This is a genomic window from Methylobacterium sp. E-016 (assembly GCF_022829745.1).
GTDB lineage: Bacteria > Pseudomonadota > Alphaproteobacteria > Rhizobiales > Beijerinckiaceae > Methylobacterium.
In genome coordinates this window covers 1-13215 of record NZ_JAKSYF010000129.1, presented here as the reverse complement: position 1 = coordinate 13215, position 13215 = coordinate 1, and the positions used below count along the sequence as shown (strand labels likewise).

17 protein-coding genes are annotated in these 13215 nt (G+C 71.0%); 11 read left to right on the top strand and 6 right to left on the bottom strand.

Going from position 1 to position 13215, the window contains the following annotated elements; translation table 11 throughout:
* Positions 1 to 12 precede the first annotated feature (12 nt).
* On the bottom strand, positions 13 to 696 hold the full coding sequence (locus MKK68_RS17425) for a metal ABC transporter permease (protein WP_243947635.1): 684 nt from the start codon (positions 694 to 696) through the stop codon (positions 13 to 15).
* Between the two features lie 138 nt (positions 697 to 834).
* Positions 835 to 1521 (bottom strand): helix-turn-helix transcriptional regulator, encoded by a 687-nt coding sequence (locus MKK68_RS17420; protein WP_243937424.1) that lies wholly within the window; start codon positions 1519 to 1521, stop codon positions 835 to 837.
* 73 nt (positions 1522 to 1594) lie between these two features.
* Here MKK68_RS17420 and MKK68_RS17415 point away from each other — a divergent pair, with 73 nt between their 5' ends.
* On the top strand, positions 1595 to 2197 hold the full coding sequence (locus tag MKK68_RS17415; RefSeq protein ID WP_244031813.1) for a glutathione S-transferase family protein: 603 nt from the start codon (positions 1595 to 1597) through the stop codon (positions 2195 to 2197).
* Positions 2198 to 2303: 106 nt separating this feature from the next.
* Here MKK68_RS17415 and acnA read toward each other — a convergent pair whose 3' ends face one another.
* Together acnA and MKK68_RS17405 are read right to left on the bottom strand one after the other, a co-directional pair.
* Positions 2304 to 5015, bottom strand: coding sequence for an aconitate hydratase AcnA (acnA, locus tag MKK68_RS17410; protein WP_147727321.1), 2712 nt, complete (start codon positions 5013 to 5015; stop codon positions 2304 to 2306).
* A 267-nt stretch (positions 5016 to 5282) separates the two neighbouring features.
* Complete coding sequence (locus tag MKK68_RS17405) at positions 5283 to 5489, bottom strand: hypothetical protein (RefSeq protein WP_147727329.1); 207 nt, start codon at positions 5487 to 5489, stop codon at positions 5283 to 5285.
* A gap of 211 nt (positions 5490 to 5700) precedes the next feature.
* On the opposite strand from MKK68_RS17405, the gene MKK68_RS17400 reads away from it, so the two are divergent.
* From MKK68_RS17400 to MKK68_RS17360, 9 genes are all read left to right on the top strand, one after another.
* Entirely contained in the window at positions 5701 to 5925 is a 225-nt protein-coding gene (locus tag MKK68_RS17400) for a TraY domain-containing protein (RefSeq protein ID WP_147842505.1), read from the top strand.
* The gene (locus MKK68_RS17395; RefSeq protein ID WP_244031811.1) at positions 5909 to 6178 is read left to right on the top strand and encodes a type II toxin-antitoxin system RelE family toxin; all 270 of its coding nucleotides are present in this window, start codon (positions 5909 to 5911) and stop codon (positions 6176 to 6178) included. Before MKK68_RS17400 ends, MKK68_RS17395 begins: the two co-directional genes overlap by 17 nt.
* Positions 6179 to 6213: 35 nt before the next feature.
* Positions 6214 to 6861, top strand: a complete 648-nt coding sequence (ccmA, locus tag MKK68_RS17390; protein WP_147842504.1) for a heme ABC exporter ATP-binding protein CcmA — start codon at positions 6214 to 6216, stop codon at positions 6859 to 6861.
* On the top strand, positions 6858 to 7526 hold the full coding sequence (ccmB, locus tag MKK68_RS17385) for a heme exporter protein CcmB (protein ID WP_147842503.1): 669 nt from the start codon (positions 6858 to 6860) through the stop codon (positions 7524 to 7526). Before ccmA ends, ccmB begins: the two co-directional genes overlap by 4 nt.
* Positions 7527 to 7656: 130 nt before the next feature.
* Complete coding sequence (locus MKK68_RS17380) at positions 7657 to 8004, top strand: DUF4189 domain-containing protein (protein ID WP_147728617.1); 348 nt, start codon at positions 7657 to 7659, stop codon at positions 8002 to 8004.
* 214 nt (positions 8005 to 8218) lie between these two features.
* A complete protein-coding gene (locus MKK68_RS17375) occupies positions 8219 to 9019 on the top strand; it encodes a heme ABC transporter permease (protein ID WP_243937409.1) in 801 nt (266 codons plus the stop codon).
* A 55-nt stretch (positions 9020 to 9074) separates the two neighbouring features.
* On the top strand, positions 9075 to 9551 hold the full coding sequence (locus MKK68_RS17370; RefSeq protein WP_244031809.1) for a VOC family protein: 477 nt from the start codon (positions 9075 to 9077) through the stop codon (positions 9549 to 9551).
* Positions 9552 to 9575: 24 nt separating this feature from the next.
* Positions 9576 to 9728 (top strand): heme exporter protein CcmD, encoded by a 153-nt coding sequence (ccmD, locus tag MKK68_RS17365; protein ID WP_147728614.1) that lies wholly within the window; start codon positions 9576 to 9578, stop codon positions 9726 to 9728.
* A complete protein-coding gene (locus MKK68_RS17360; RefSeq protein WP_147728613.1) occupies positions 9725 to 10318 on the top strand; it encodes a DsbE family thiol:disulfide interchange protein in 594 nt (197 codons plus the stop codon). The genes ccmD and MKK68_RS17360 overlap by 4 nt, the downstream gene beginning before the upstream one ends.
* Positions 10319 to 10390: 72 nt before the next feature.
* Here the strand turns inward: MKK68_RS17360 and MKK68_RS17355 are convergent, their stop codons facing one another.
* A complete protein-coding gene (locus MKK68_RS17355) occupies positions 10391 to 10999 on the bottom strand; it encodes a septation protein A (protein WP_147728612.1) in 609 nt (202 codons plus the stop codon).
* 107 nt (positions 11000 to 11106) lie between these two features.
* The gene (gene ftsY, locus MKK68_RS17350) at positions 11107 to 12489 is read right to left on the bottom strand and encodes a signal recognition particle-docking protein FtsY (RefSeq protein WP_244031807.1); all 1383 of its coding nucleotides are present in this window, start codon (positions 12487 to 12489) and stop codon (positions 11107 to 11109) included.
* Positions 12490 to 12531: 42 nt separating this feature from the next.
* Between ftsY and MKK68_RS17345 the strand changes: the two genes are divergently transcribed.
* Positions 12532 to 13215, top strand: a 684-nt coding sequence (locus MKK68_RS17345; RefSeq protein WP_244031805.1) for an RluA family pseudouridine synthase, incomplete at its 3' end; no start/stop codon positions are given.

Sequence of the window (13215 nt, the reverse complement as noted above, 5' to 3'; positions counted from 1 at the left end):
CGGCGCCCGGGATCACATCGGCGGGGTGAGGCCGTCCTTGCCGACGGCGATCAGCTTGCCCTCGATCTTCGATCCGGCCTTGTCGACCACGGCGAAGATCTTCGATCCGGGCATCAGGATCGCCTTGTCGGCCGGCTCGAAGGCGACGATCGGCGCGGTCGGCGGCACCTCGATGGTCTTGGCCGCACCGTCCTTGCCGTAGCCGACGGTCAGCGTCTTGGTGCCGGAGGCGCCGGCCGTGTCGGCCTTCACCGTGCCGTTGGTCATCGCGCTCTTGACGCGCGGCGTGCCCGACTCGGCCTTGACGGTGCCGTTGGTCATCGAGCTCTTCACCGCCGTGCCGCCCGCGGCGGTGTGGTCGGTGATCGAATCCCAGCCGTAATGGCCCTCGCCGGTGCCGCGCATCGACTCGGGGAACAGAACCACCTCGAGCGCCGTCATCGGGTTCTCGCCCTTGGTCGCGGTGCCGATGAAGACGCCGTCCTTGATCTGGTCGAGGCTCGACTTCACCACCCAGGCGAACTTGGCGCCGCCGACGTCGACGGTCTCGGTCGCGCCGTCGACGGTCTTGATCGTCACCATGCCGCCGTCGGCCTTCTCGATCGTGCCGCGGACGCGCTCCAGCGCCTGGGCCGAGAAGGCGGCGCCGGACAGGGTCATCAGGCCGGCAAGGGCGAGGACATTCAGGGTCTTCATGGGGCATCTCCCGGTTGTGGTCGGAGGGTTATGGGGCGGCGGCGGCCGCAAAACACCCTTGCGCACAATCTATTCGCGGTCGCCGGCTCTTATTTCTGGCTCAGACGCGCATCGCCCGGCCGGCGCGCCCGGCCCGCATCATCCGCGGCGGCCGAGCTCGGCGACGTAGCTGCGCAGCAACGCCACCCGTCGCGGGCGGAAGCTGGTGCCGGCCGGTTCCGCCGCCGCGATGCGGTCGGCGCGGAACATGCGGAACGCCGCGCGCAGGCAGCACCAGGCCAGCACCGTCATCTTGTCGTCGAGGTAGACGATGGAGAGCGGCAGGATCGTCCGCACGGTCGTCGCTCCGTCCTTGTCGGCATAGCGGATGGTCACCGCCTCCTCGCGCCAGCACCCGGTGCGGATCGTCGTCATGTCGAAGGTCGCCGGGTAGCGCGTCCCGAAGCGGCGGACTTGCGACACCGCGTGGAGCAGGTGCTGCTCGCGCCGGTCGGACAGCGTTGCCGCGACCTTCGCCAGCACCGAGGCGGCGGCCTCCGCGAGCGCCGGGTCGCCCATGTGGCGGACCTCGCCGAGACCCAGCACCAGGGCCTCGATCTCAATCCGGTCGAAGGTCTGCGGCGGCAGCGCGACGTCCTCGACGAGGCGATAGCCGTAGCCGCGCTCGCCCTCGATCCCGGCGCCGGCTGTGCGCAGGCTGTCGATGTCGCGATAGATCGATCGCAGCGACACCCCGGTCTCCTCGGCCAGCCGGGCCGCCGTCACCGGCGCCGGCAGGACGCGCATCGCGTGGAGCAGTCGGAGAAGCCGGTCGGCTCGGGCCATCGTGCAACTGACGGAAACTGGCAGGAGACCTTGGCTAGACCATCCCCTGCCGACCCGCCAGCAGGAGATCGCCGTGATCACGCTCTACCATTCCCCCAACAGCCGCTCGACCCGCATCGTCGCCCTGCTCAAGGAGCTCGACGCCCTCGACGACGTCCGGATCGAGCGGGTGACCATCCCGCGCAGGGACGGGTCGGGGATCCGCGATCCCGGCAACCCGCATCCCGAGGGCAAGGTGCCTATGCTCGACCACGACGGCACGCTGGTCCGCGAATCGAGCGCCATCGTGCAGTACCTCGCCGAGCTGTTCCCGAAGGCCGGGCTCGCCGTCCCCCACGGGCACAGGCAGCGCGGCGCCTATCTCGGGTGGCTCGCCTGGTACGCGGGCGTGCTGGAGCCGGTTCTGGTCGTCGAGGCCGCCGGGCTGGATCACCCGTTCCTGACGCAGACGTTCCGGGACGGCGCGGAGGCCAGGGCACGCCTGGCCTCCGCACTCGCCGGCGGCCCGTTCCTGCTCGGGGACCGCTTCACCGCGGTCGACCTGCTGCTGCACTCGCCCTTCGCGTGGTTCGGCAAGCCCGGCGTGCCGGCCATCGATGCCTGGGTCGATCGTTGCACCGCGCGGCCCGGCGCCGCCTTCGCGGCGGCGTTCGACGCGGCGCAGGCGGCCGCCTGATCCGACCGGCACGCACCGCATGAAAAGAGCCGCCGCGGGACGGACCCGCGGCGGCTCGACGACGTGTCGTGAGGCCGGGCGACCCGAGGGCCGCCCGAACCGAGCTTCAGGCTGCGAGCGAGCGCAGCACGTAGGGCAGGATCCCGCCGTTGCGGAAGTATTCCAGCTCGTCCAGCGTATCGATGCGGCAGGTCAGCGGCACCTCCTGCTTGGTGCCGTCGGCCGCGGTGATCTCGGCCGTCAGGGTCTGGCGCGGCTTCAACTCGCCGGCGAGGCCCTTGATCGTGACGGTCTCGTCGCCCTTGAGCCCGAGCGAGGCCCACGAGGTCTCGCCCTGGAACACCAGCGGCACCACGCCCATGCCGACGAGGTTCGAGCGGTGGATGCGCTCGAAGCTCTCGGCCACGACCGCGCGCACGCCGAGCAGCTTCGTGCCCTTGGCCGCCCAGTCGCGCGACGAGCCGGTGCCGTACTCCTTGCCCGCGAAGACCACGAGCGGGGTGCCGGCTTCGGCGTATCTCTGCGCCGCGTCATAGATGTACATCTGCTCGCCCGAGGGCTGGAACAGGGTCCAGCCGCCCTCGACCACCTGGCCGGCGGGATCGCGTACCATCTGGTTCTTGATGCGGATGTTGGCGAAGGTGCCGCGCATCATCACCTGATGGTTGCCGCGGCGGGTGCCGTACTGGTTGAAGTCCTGCACCCGGACCTGATGCTCCTGCAGGTAGGCGCCGGCGGGCGAGGCCGCGCGGATGTTGCCGGCCGGCGAGATGTGATCGGTGGTGATCGAGTCGAGGAACAGGCCGAGGATGCGGGCGTCCTGGATGTCGGTGATCGGCGCCGGCTCCTTCTGCATCCCCTCGAAGTAGGGCGGGTTCTGCACGTAGGTGGAGCCGCCGTTCCAGGCGAAGGTCTCGGCCTCGGTGACCTCGACCCCCTGCCAGTTCGCGTCGCCGGTGAAGACGTCGGCGTAGCGCGACTTGAACAGCGCCGAGGTGATGTTCGCCTCGATGAACTGCGCCACCTCGGCCGTCGTCGGCCAGATGTCCTTGAGGTAGACCGGCTGGCCGTCCGAGCCGGTGCCGAGCGGCTCGGTGGTGATGTCGATCTGCATCGAGCCGGCGAGGGCGTAGGCGACGACGAGCGGCGGCGAGGCGAGGTAGTTCGCCCGCACGTCGGGGTTCACGCGGCCCTCGAAGTTGCGGTTGCCCGAGAGCACCGCCGCGGCCACGACGTCGTTGTCGTTGATCGCCTTCGAGATCGCGGCCGGCAGCGGGCCGGAATTGCCGATGCAGGTGGTGCAGCCGAAGCCGACGAGGTTGAAGCCCAGCGCATCGAGCGGCTGCTGCAGCCCGGCCTTCTCGAGGTACTCGGCGACGACCTGCGAGCCCGGCGCCAGCGAGGTCTTCACCCAGGGCTTCGAGCGCAGGCCCTTGGCCACCGCGTTGCGGGCCAGCAGCCCGGCGCCGATCATCACCGACGGGTTCGAGGTGTTGGTGCAGCTCGTGATCGCCGCGATCACTACGTCGCCGTGGCCGATGTCGTAGTTCGCGCCCTCCACCGGGTAGCGCTTGGCAATGTCGGCCGCCTTGCGGAACTCGGTCTCCATCGAGCCGGCGAAGCCGGGCTTGGCGGCGTCGAGCAGCACCCGGTCCTGCGGGCGCTTGGGGCCGGCGAGCGAGGGCCGCACGTCGCCCATGTCGAGCGCGAGCGTGTCGGTGAAGACCGGGTCGGGGGTCTGGGCGTCGCGCCACATGCCCTGCGCCTTGGCGTAGGCCTCGACCAGCGCGATGCGCTCGTCGGTGCGGCCGGTGACCTTCAGGAAGTCGATGGTCTTGCGGTCGATCGGGAAGAAGCCGCAGGTCGCGCCGTATTCGGGCGCCATGTTCGAGATCGTGGCGCGGTCGGCCACCGCCATCTCGTCGAGGCCGGGGCCGTAGAACTCCACGAACTTGCCGACCACGCCCTTCTTGCGCAGCATCTGCGTGACGGTGAGCACGAGGTCGGTGGCGGTGGTGCCCTCGGGCAGCTTGCCGGAGAGCTTGAAGCCGACGACCTCGGGGATCAGCATGGACAGCGGCTGGCCGAGCATCGCGGCTTCCGCCTCGATGCCGCCGACGCCCCAGCCGAGCACGGCCATGCCGTTGACCATGGTGGTGTGCGAATCGGTGCCGACGAGCGAGTCGGGATAGGCGATCTCGGAGCCGTCCGAGGCGTCGGGGTCCCGCTTCGTCCACACGGTCTGCGACAGGTACTCGAGGTTGACCTGGTGGCAGATGCCGGTGCCGGGCGGGACCACGGAGAAGTTGTCGAACGCCGACTGGCCCCACTTGAGGAAGGTGTAGCGCTCGCCGTTGCGCTCGTATTCCAGCGCGACGTTGTCGGCCAGCGCCTTCGGCGTGCCGAACTCGTCGACGATCACCGAATGGTCGATCACGAGGTCGACCGGCACCAGCGGGTTGATCTTCTGCGGGTCGCCGCCGAGGGCCACCATCGCGTCGCGCATCGCGGCGAGGTCGACGACGGCGGGCACGCCGGTGAAGTCCTGCATCAGCACGCGGGAGGGGCGGAAGGCGATCTCGGTCTCGGTCTTGCCGCGGTTGTCGACCCAGGCGACCGTCGCCTCGATGTCGCCCTTCCTGACCGAACGGTCGTCCTCGTAGCGCAGGAGGTTCTCGAGGATCACCTTCATCGAGAACGGCAGGGCCGTGGAGTTGGCGAGCCCGTTCTTCTCGGCCTCGGGGATCGAGTAGTAGGTGTAGGTCTTGCCCGCCGCCTGAAGCGTCTGTCGGGACTTGAAGCTGTCGATGGAAGCCACGGCTGGTCTGATCCTCGCTGGCGTTTGTCGAACACGCGCAGGCATAACCCGCGCCACGAAACCGGTGTTCGGCCTGACTGCGCTCGCAGGGAGCGCGCGCCGCCCCGGGGGTGCCCGGGCAGGAGGGTGCGCGAGGAGCGAATTGGACGCTCGAAGGTCGCGCGGCGCAGCCTGGGGACCGTATAGAACGATTCGAATCTGCCCGCTACCGGGTCGCGGGTGACAGTGCCGCGAGGCTGTCCGCCCGCGTCCTCGGTCCCGTCCGGCTCAGGCGGCGGCTTCCGGCGCCGGGCCGCCGAAGCAGCGCCGCACCGCCGCCCAGAACGCGGCCTGCTCGTCCGCGGTGCAGCGCGCGACCCGCGCCTCCACCATCGCGCGGCCGGCGAGCGCGTCGGGATCCCGGGCCATCTCGGCTTCGGTGCGGACCCGCGGGTCGTTCACGCGCAGCTTCGCGGATTGCGACGGCTTGGTCATGGCGACATCCTCCGTGTCGGCGGTGCGTCCCGGCGTCCCACGATCGCGGAACGCCGCTTGCCCGATGACGGTGAGGTTGCGCGGCTCCTTCGTCTTGCGCAATCGGGCAAGGCGGCGCGGGTGCCATGGGCTCGTCGTGCAAGAGGGCTTGGTGCCGAGAATGGACGGATGCGCGCCGCCATCGTAAGCCTGACGCGCCTCGGAGACTTCCATGCTCGCCCTCGACCTGCCGCCGGAGATCGAACGCCGCCTCGACGCCCTGGCCCGACGCACCGGCCGCAGCGCGGACGATCACGTGCGTGAGGCGATCCAGGACCACCTCGACGAGATCGAGGACGTCGAGCTCGCGGAGAGCCGGGTCGCAGCTCTGAAAAGCGGCGAGAGCCGGACCGTCACGCTGCAGGCGGTGATGGATCGGCATGGCTTGTCGGATTGAGTTCGAACGGTCCGCGGAACGCGAACTCGATAGGCTCGATCGTGAGGCCGCCGCGCGGATTCTCCGTTTCCTGCGGGATCGCCTGTCGCCCCTGGACGATCCGAGAAGCCTCGGTGAGGCGCTCAAAGGTTCGCGGCTGGGCGGCTTCTGGAAATATCGGGTCGGCGATTACCGGATCATCGCTGCGATCGACGACGCGACCGTCAGGGTCGTCGTGGTACGGATCGGCCACCGGCGCGCGATCTACCGGTAGATCGAAGCGTTTCATTCTCTGAACAGGCAACCTTCGTGCGGCTGACCGTCGATGCCCTCTGCTGCCGCCGCTCGGGGCGAAAAATCTTCTCCGGGCTGACCTTCGCCATCGGCCCGGGCGAGGCGATCACCGTCACCGGCCGCAACGGCGCGGGCAAGTCGAGCCTGCTCGCGATCCTGTCCGGGCGGCTGCGGCCGGATTCGGGCCGGCTCACCGTCCACGACATGGGCGAGGCGGCCCTGCCCGAGTGCCTGCACGCCGTCGGCCATCGCGACGGGCTGAAGAGCAGCCTGACGGCGGCCGAGAACCTCGCCTTCGCGCAAAGCCTTCTCGGGACGAAGCGGCTGAGCCCGCGGGCGGCGCTCGACCGGCTCGGCCTCGCCCACGCGCTCGACCTGCCGGTCGCCTACCTGTCCGCCGGGCAGCGGCGGCGGGTGGCGCTGGCGCGGCTCCTCGTCTGCGCGCGCCCGCTCTGGCTCCTCGACGAGCCGACGGCCGCCCTCGACACCGCCTCGCAGGGCGTGCTCGCCGGTCTGATGGCCGAGCACCGGGCGGCCGGCGGCCTCGTCATCGCCGCCACCCACCAGGCCCTCGGGCTCGAGGACGCGCGCAACCTCCACATCGCGCAGGCCGCTCCGCGGGCGCCCGAGCCGGCGGACGACGCGGAGGAGGCGTGGGCGTGATCCGCATCCTCGCAGCCCTCGTCGCCCGCGACCTGACGCTGGCCTCCCGCGTCGGCGGGTCGGGCATGCTGTCGCTGGTCTTCTTCCTGATGATCGTGGCGCTGGTGCCGTTCGCCCTCGGGCCGGACCTCAACCTGCTTTCGCGGATCGGCCCGGCCATCCTCTGGCTCTCGGCGGTGCTGGCGACGCTGATCGGCCTCGACCGGCTGTTTCAGGCCGACGAGGAGGACGGCTCGCTGGACCTGATGACCGCCGCGCCGGTGCCGCTCGAGCTCGTGGTGCTGGCCAAGGTGATCGCGCACTGGATCACCACCGGGCTGCCCCTGGCGCTGGCCTCGCCGCTGTTCGGCCTGCTCGTCGCGCTCGACGGGACCGCCATGGCCGCGACCGCCCTGACGCTGCTCGTCGGCACGCCGGCGCTGACCTTCGTCGGCGCGGTCGGCGCGGCGCTCACCGCCTCGATCCGCCGGGGCGGCTTGATCCTCGCCGTGCTGGTGCTGCCCTTGATGATCCCGACGCTGATCTTCGGCGTCTCGGCCGCGCAGTCGGCCCTCGGCGGCACCGTCCCCTTCGCCACCCCGCTGATGATCCTGTCCGGCCTCAGCCTGATCGCCGCGCTGGTCGGCACCTTCGCGGCGGCGGCGGCCCTGCGCTGGTCGGAATGAGGGCGGGACGCTCGCGCAAGAGATCGGAACGGTCGTGCAATTTCCTTTGCGCCGCCCTGCCTTAACAGACGGCTGGCAGCGGCGGCGCGAAGGGTTCGGCCGCCCTGTCAAGCTCGATGGGGACGTAACGATGAAGACCCTGATGTCCGCGCTGCTCCTGGCGCTCCTCGCGACCGCTCCCGCCGCCGCGGCCGGCGCCTTCGCCGTGGACACCGAGGAGGGCCAGAAGGCCGGCGACGAGGGCTACGGCATCGGCTGGGGCGATTCGCGCGAGGCCGCGGGCGCCGCCGCGATGCGCCAATGCGCCAAGATGGGCAACGACAACTGCAAGGTCGTCGCCCGCTTCGACGCCTGCGGCGCCTACGTCTCCAATCGCACCACCTACGGCGTGGGCTGGGGCCGGACCGAGGCCGCCGCCAAGGAGATGGCCTTCGACAAGTGCCCCAGCTGCAAGCTCGTCCTCTCCGAGTGCGAGTGACCGTTCCACCCTGCGACGCCGCACGACGGATCGGCGGCCTCCAGGGGTGATTGATCGACCGCTGCGTCCGCCGACCGGGCTCACCGGGCGGCGCATGCGGCGACATCGACGCCTGCGCGCGTTGAGGGCTCATGCCGCCGGTGCCCGCGCCGAGCGAGGCTGCGCCAGACGTGCGCATTGCCGCTGCACCGCACCCCGGGCTAAGACATCGCCCATGTCGACGCCCCTGTGGACGCGCCTGTCCAACCCGAGTCACTTCATGCGCTGGTCCGGCACGCTGGTGCCGTGGCTCGCCGCGATCTCGACCGCGATCCTCGCGCTCGGGCTCTACCTGTCTTGGTTCGTCGCCCCGCCCGACTACCAGCAGGGCGAGACCGTGCGGATCATGTTCATCCACGTGCCGGCGGCCTGGCTTGGGGTGTTCTTCTACGCGTCGATGAGCCTGTCGGCGATCGGCACCCTGGTCTGGCGCCATCCGCTCGCCGACGTGGCGCAGCGCGCCGCCGCGCCGATTGGGGCGGCCTTCACCCTGATCTGCCTCGTCACCGGCTCGCTCTGGGGCAAGCCGATGTGGGGCACCTACTGGGTCTGGGACGCGCGGCTCACCTCGATGCTGATCCTGTTCCTGATCTACTGCGGCATCATCGCCCTGTGGCGGACGATGGAGGACCCGAACCGGGCCGCCCGCTCCGTCGCGATCCTGACGCTCGTCGGCGCGATCAACCTGCCGATCATCAAGTTCTCGGTGAACTGGTGGTCGACCCTGCACCAGCCGGCCTCGATCCTGCGCATGGGCGGCTCGACCATCGACCCGTCGATGCTCTACCCGTTGCTGGTGATGATCGGCGCCGCCACCCTCGGCGGCACCACCCTGCACCTCTATGCCATGCGGACCGAGATCATGCGCCGGCGCGTGCGGACCCTGACGATCCGCGAGGCCGAGCGCCTCGATGCCGGTTCGACCGTGACGACCTCGGACGCCGGGCGCGACCTGCCGCTCGGCCAGGCCGTCTGATCGCGAGACGCGTCCGCGTGCGGCGCGCCCCGCATCCCGGAAGGAGACGCGGCCCATGAAGACGGTGAGAACCTGCCTCTGGTTCGGCACCGATGCGGAGGCGGCGGTGCGCCGCTATGTCGGGCTCGTGCCCGATTCCCGCATCGATCACATCCAGCGCGCGCCGAGCGCGTGGCCGGGCGGCGCCGCGGGCGACGTGATCCTCGTCGCGTTCACCCTCGGCGGCCAGAGCTTCCAGGCGCTGAACGGCGGTACGCCGGTCGAGTACGGCACGGCGGCGTCGATCTCCGTCTCCTGCGCCGATCAGGCTGAGGTCGACCGGCTCTGGGCGGGCCTGACCGCCGACGGCGGCACCGCGATCATGTGCGGCTGGCTCCGCGACCGCTGGGGCATTCCCTGGCAGGTCGTGCCGGAGGTGCTTCCCCGCTTCCTGGCCGACCCGGATCCCGCCGTGTCGGCCCGGGTCTTCTCGGCCATGCAGGGCATGATCAAGCTGGACGTCGCCGCCCTCGAGCGGGCGGCCCACGCATGAAACCGATCCGGATCGCCTGAACCCATGACCTTCGACCTCGGCAGCCACGGCGGCTTCATCCTCGCCTCCTACGCGTTCACCGCCCTGGTGATGGCGGCCCTCGTCCTCAACGCGATCCGCGACCGGCGGGCGCAGAGGCGGGCGCTGGCCCAGCTTCAGCCGGAGGATCGCCGGTGAGCGTCGAGGCCCCTCCGGAGCCGGTCCGCCGCTCGCTCCTCGTCGTCGTCCCGGTGCTGGCCTTCGCGGTGCTGGCCGGCGTGTTCTTCCTGCGCCTGCGCTCCGGCGTCGATCCGGCCGCCCTCCCCTCCGCGCTGATCGGCAAGCCGGTGCCGAGCTTCGCGCTCCCGGCGGTGCCCGGCCTGACCGCGGACGGCAAGCCGGTGCCGGGCCTGTCGAGCGCCGACCTGAAGGGCGGCGTCACGGTGCTCAACGTCTGGGCCTCGTGGTGCGCGCCGTGCCAGGTCGAGCATCCGATGCTGATGCGGCTGGCGCGCGAGCCCGGCATCCGGCTCGTCGGGATCGACTACAAGGACGCGGCCGAGAACGGGCGCCGCTTCCTCGCCAAGAACGGCGTCCCGTTCCAGGCGGTGGGCCACGACGAAACCGGCCGCGTCGGCATCGATTTCGGGGTCTACGGCGTGCCCGAGACCTTCATCATCGGCCCGGACGGCGTGATCCGCGACAAGCTCGTCGGCATCGTCACGCCAGAGAACCTCGCGGACGTGATCGCCAAGATCCGGGCGGCCGGGAAGGTGGCCGCGAAGTAGGAAGGGACGGTCCGCACCGGCCCGGGCGGGCCGTCCGCCGAGCCGGCGGCGCCGGTTCGGCTTGCGCCCGATTCACGCGTCGGTCTTCTTGCGCTCGTAGCGGGCGAGCAGGGGCGTCTGGGCCAGCGCGAACACCACGGTCAGCGGCATGATGCCGAAGACCTTAAAGTTCACCCAGAAATCCTCGCTTTGGGTCCGCCACACCACCTCGTTGATCAGTGCCAGCGCGAGGAAGAACAGGCCCCAGCGGAAGGTCAGCTTCCGCCATCCCTCCTCGGTGAGCGAGAACACCGAGTCGAGCACCACCGAGAGCAGGGACTTGCCGAAGGCGAGCCCGCCGAGCAGCACCAGGCCGAACAGGGTGTTCACGATGGTGGGCTTCACCATGATGAAGGTCTTGTCCTGCAGATAGAGGGTCAACCCGCCGAACACGACCACCACCACGCCCGAGACCATCGGCATGATCGGCAGCCGGCGCACCAGGGCGAAGTGCACGGCGAGCGCCAGCACCGTCGCCGCGATGAACACCCCGGTCGCCACGAACAGCTTCTGATCGGCGGCGACGCCGAAGCGCTCGGCATAGGCGTTGCCGAGGAAGAAGATCACCAGCGGCCCCATCTCCAGGGCGAGCTTCAGGGCCGGCGGCAGGTGGCGGTGCGGGGGGACGGATTCGATCTGCATGCGTCTGGCCAGTGAATCCGAGCGGTCCGTCACGTCCCCGAACGGTCCGTCACGTCAGGGCGTCTCTATCGACGGGGAATGGTGAGGTCTACCGGAGGCGATCGGCCTCAGCCCTTCTCCAACCCCGCGATCGCCCGCGCGAAGTCCCGTGCCGCGAACGGCTCCAGGTCGTCGACGCCCTCGCCGACGCCGATGAAGTGGACCGGTAGGCCGAACTTCGCGGCGAGCGCGATCAGGATGCCGCCGCGCGCGGTGCCGTCGAGCTTGGTCATCACCAGGCCCGAGACCGGCGCGGCCTCGGAGAACAGCTCGACCTGCGACAGCGCGTTCTGGCCGACGGTGGCGTCGAGCACCAGCAGCGTGGCGTGCGGCGCTTCCGGGTCGCTCTTGCGCAGCACGCGGATGATCTTCTCGAGCTCCGCCATCAGGCCGGCCTTGTTCTGGAGCCGGCCGGCGGTGTCGATCAGGAGCACGTCGGTGCCCTCGGCCTTGGCGCGCTTCAGGGCGTCGAAGGCCAGGCCCGCCGCGTCCGCGCCCTGCGCCCCGCTCACCACCGGCGTGCCGGTGCGCGCACCCCAGACCTTGAGCTGCTCGATCGCGGCCGCGCGGAAGGTGTCGCCCGCCGCCAGCATCACCGAGCGCCCTTCCGCCTTGAGGCTGAGGGAAAGCTTGCCCAGCGTCGTGGTCTTGCCGGCGCCGTTCACGCCGATCATCAGGACCACGAACGGCTTCTTGGCGGCGTCGATCACCAGGGGCTTGGCCACCGGCTCCAGCGCGCGCTCGACCTCGGTCGCCAGGATCGCCCGGACCTCGTCGGGGGAGATGCCCTTCTCGTAGCGGCCCTTGCCGACGGCCTCCGAGATCCGCGTCGCGGTCTCGACGCCGAAATCCGCCTGGATCAGCGCGTCCTCCAGGTCCTCCAGGGTGTTGGCGTCGAGCTTGCGCTTGGTGAACAACCCGGTGACGCGGTCGGACAGGGCCGAGGAGGTCCGCTTCATGCCCGAGGTCAGCCGGGTCCACCAGCCGCGCTTCTCCGGCTCCGCCTCGGCCGGCGCCGCGTCGTTGACGGCGTCGTGGGCGAGGGAGGCGGCGACGTCGACCGGCTGGATGTCGGGCGCGCTGGCCGCCGCACCGGTCACGGTCTCGGTCCCGGTCGCCGGTTCCCGGGTGACGGTGGTGGCGTCGGCCGGCCCCGCGCCGTGGGCCGGGTCGTCGCCCGCGGTGCCCGCCGGCGGCGTCTCGGGCTCGCCCTCGATCGGTTGCAGGTCGGCGCCCTCGGTCGCGTCGGGCACCGCGTTGCGGTCGGGGTCGACCGGCGACGGCTCGGCCGGCGGCAGCGGCACGTGCGCCACGTCGTCGGCGCCGGTGGCGAAGTCCGGCTGGCCCTCCGCCGGCGAGGCGGGCGAGTCCGCCGGCGGCTCGGGGGCTTCGGTCGCGCCCTTGCGCCCGAACAGGCGGCCGAACCAGCCCGGCTTCTCGTCTTGGCTCATGTCGTCCTTGCTCCCGCGCCCCGGCACCGTTAGCCGGGAGGCATGTCGTCGCCCGCCGCTATCCACCCTGACATAGGCGCGCGCCTGCTCTACCGCGATGCCCTGGTCCTCGTCATCGACAAGCCTGCGGGTTTGCCGGTGCATCCGGGGCCGAAGGGCGGCGAGACCCTGACCGACCACCTCGACGGGCTGCGCTTCGGCCTGCCGCGGCGCCCGGAGGCCGCGCACCGGCTCGACCGCGACACCTCCGGCTGCCTCGCGCTCGGGCGCCACGCGCAGGCGCTCGCCCGCCTGAACAAGCTGTTCGCCGACGGGCGGGCCCGGAAGGCGTACTGGGCCCTGGTCGAGGGCGGCCCGACGGAGGAGACCGGCAGCGTCGACCTGCCGCTCGCCCGGCGCTCGAGCGATCCACGCTCGTGGTGGATGAAGGCGGATCCCGCCGGCGATCCGTCGCTGACGCATTGGCGCGTGCTCGGCCGGTCCGGGAGCCAGGCCTGGCTCGAGCTCGTGCCGGTCACCGGCCGCACCCATCAGCTTCGCGTCCACTGCGCCGCATCGGGGTTTCCGATCGTCGGGGACCCGATCTACGGCACCGCGCCGCGCCACGGCGGACCCGGCCTGCAGCTCCATGCCCGGCAGCTCGCCCTGCCGCTCTACCCGAAGAAGCCGCCGGTCGTCGCCGAGGCGCCGGCGCCGGAGCACATGCGGAGCGGGCTCCTCGCCTGC

Bases quoted from the DNA above. Each gene is read 5' to 3' on its own strand.
- MKK68_RS17405 (WP_147727329.1), bottom strand. From the start codon at position 5,489: ATGACCAAGCCGTCGCAATCCGCGAAGCTGCGCGTGAACGACCCGCGG.
- ftsY (WP_244031807.1), bottom strand. From the start codon at position 12,489: ATGAGCCAAGACGAGAAGCCGGGCTGGTTCGGCCGCCTGTTCGGGCGC.
- MKK68_RS17370 (WP_244031809.1), top strand. From the start codon at position 9,075: ATGAAGACGGTGAGAACCTGCCTCTGGTTCGGCACCGATGCGGAGGCG.
- MKK68_RS17420 (WP_243937424.1), bottom strand. From the start codon at position 1,521: ATGGCCCGAGCCGACCGGCTTCTCCGACTGCTCCACGCGATGCGCGTC.
- MKK68_RS17400 (WP_147842505.1), top strand. From the start codon at position 5,701: ATGCTCGCCCTCGACCTGCCGCCGGAGATCGAACGCCGCCTCGACGCC.
- MKK68_RS17425 (WP_243947635.1), bottom strand. From the start codon at position 696: ATGAAGACCCTGAATGTCCTCGCCCTTGCCGGCCTGATGACCCTGTCC.
- MKK68_RS17355 (WP_147728612.1), bottom strand. From the start codon at position 10,999: ATGCAGATCGAATCCGTCCCCCCGCACCGCCACCTGCCGCCGGCCCTG.
- MKK68_RS17380 (WP_147728617.1), top strand. From the start codon at position 7,657: ATGAAGACCCTGATGTCCGCGCTGCTCCTGGCGCTCCTCGCGACCGCT.
- MKK68_RS17395 (WP_244031811.1), top strand. From the start codon at position 5,909: ATGGCTTGTCGGATTGAGTTCGAACGGTCCGCGGAACGCGAACTCGAT.
- ccmD (WP_147728614.1), top strand. From the start codon at position 9,576: ATGACCTTCGACCTCGGCAGCCACGGCGGCTTCATCCTCGCCTCCTAC.
- MKK68_RS17375 (WP_243937409.1), top strand. From the start codon at position 8,219: ATGTCGACGCCCCTGTGGACGCGCCTGTCCAACCCGAGTCACTTCATG.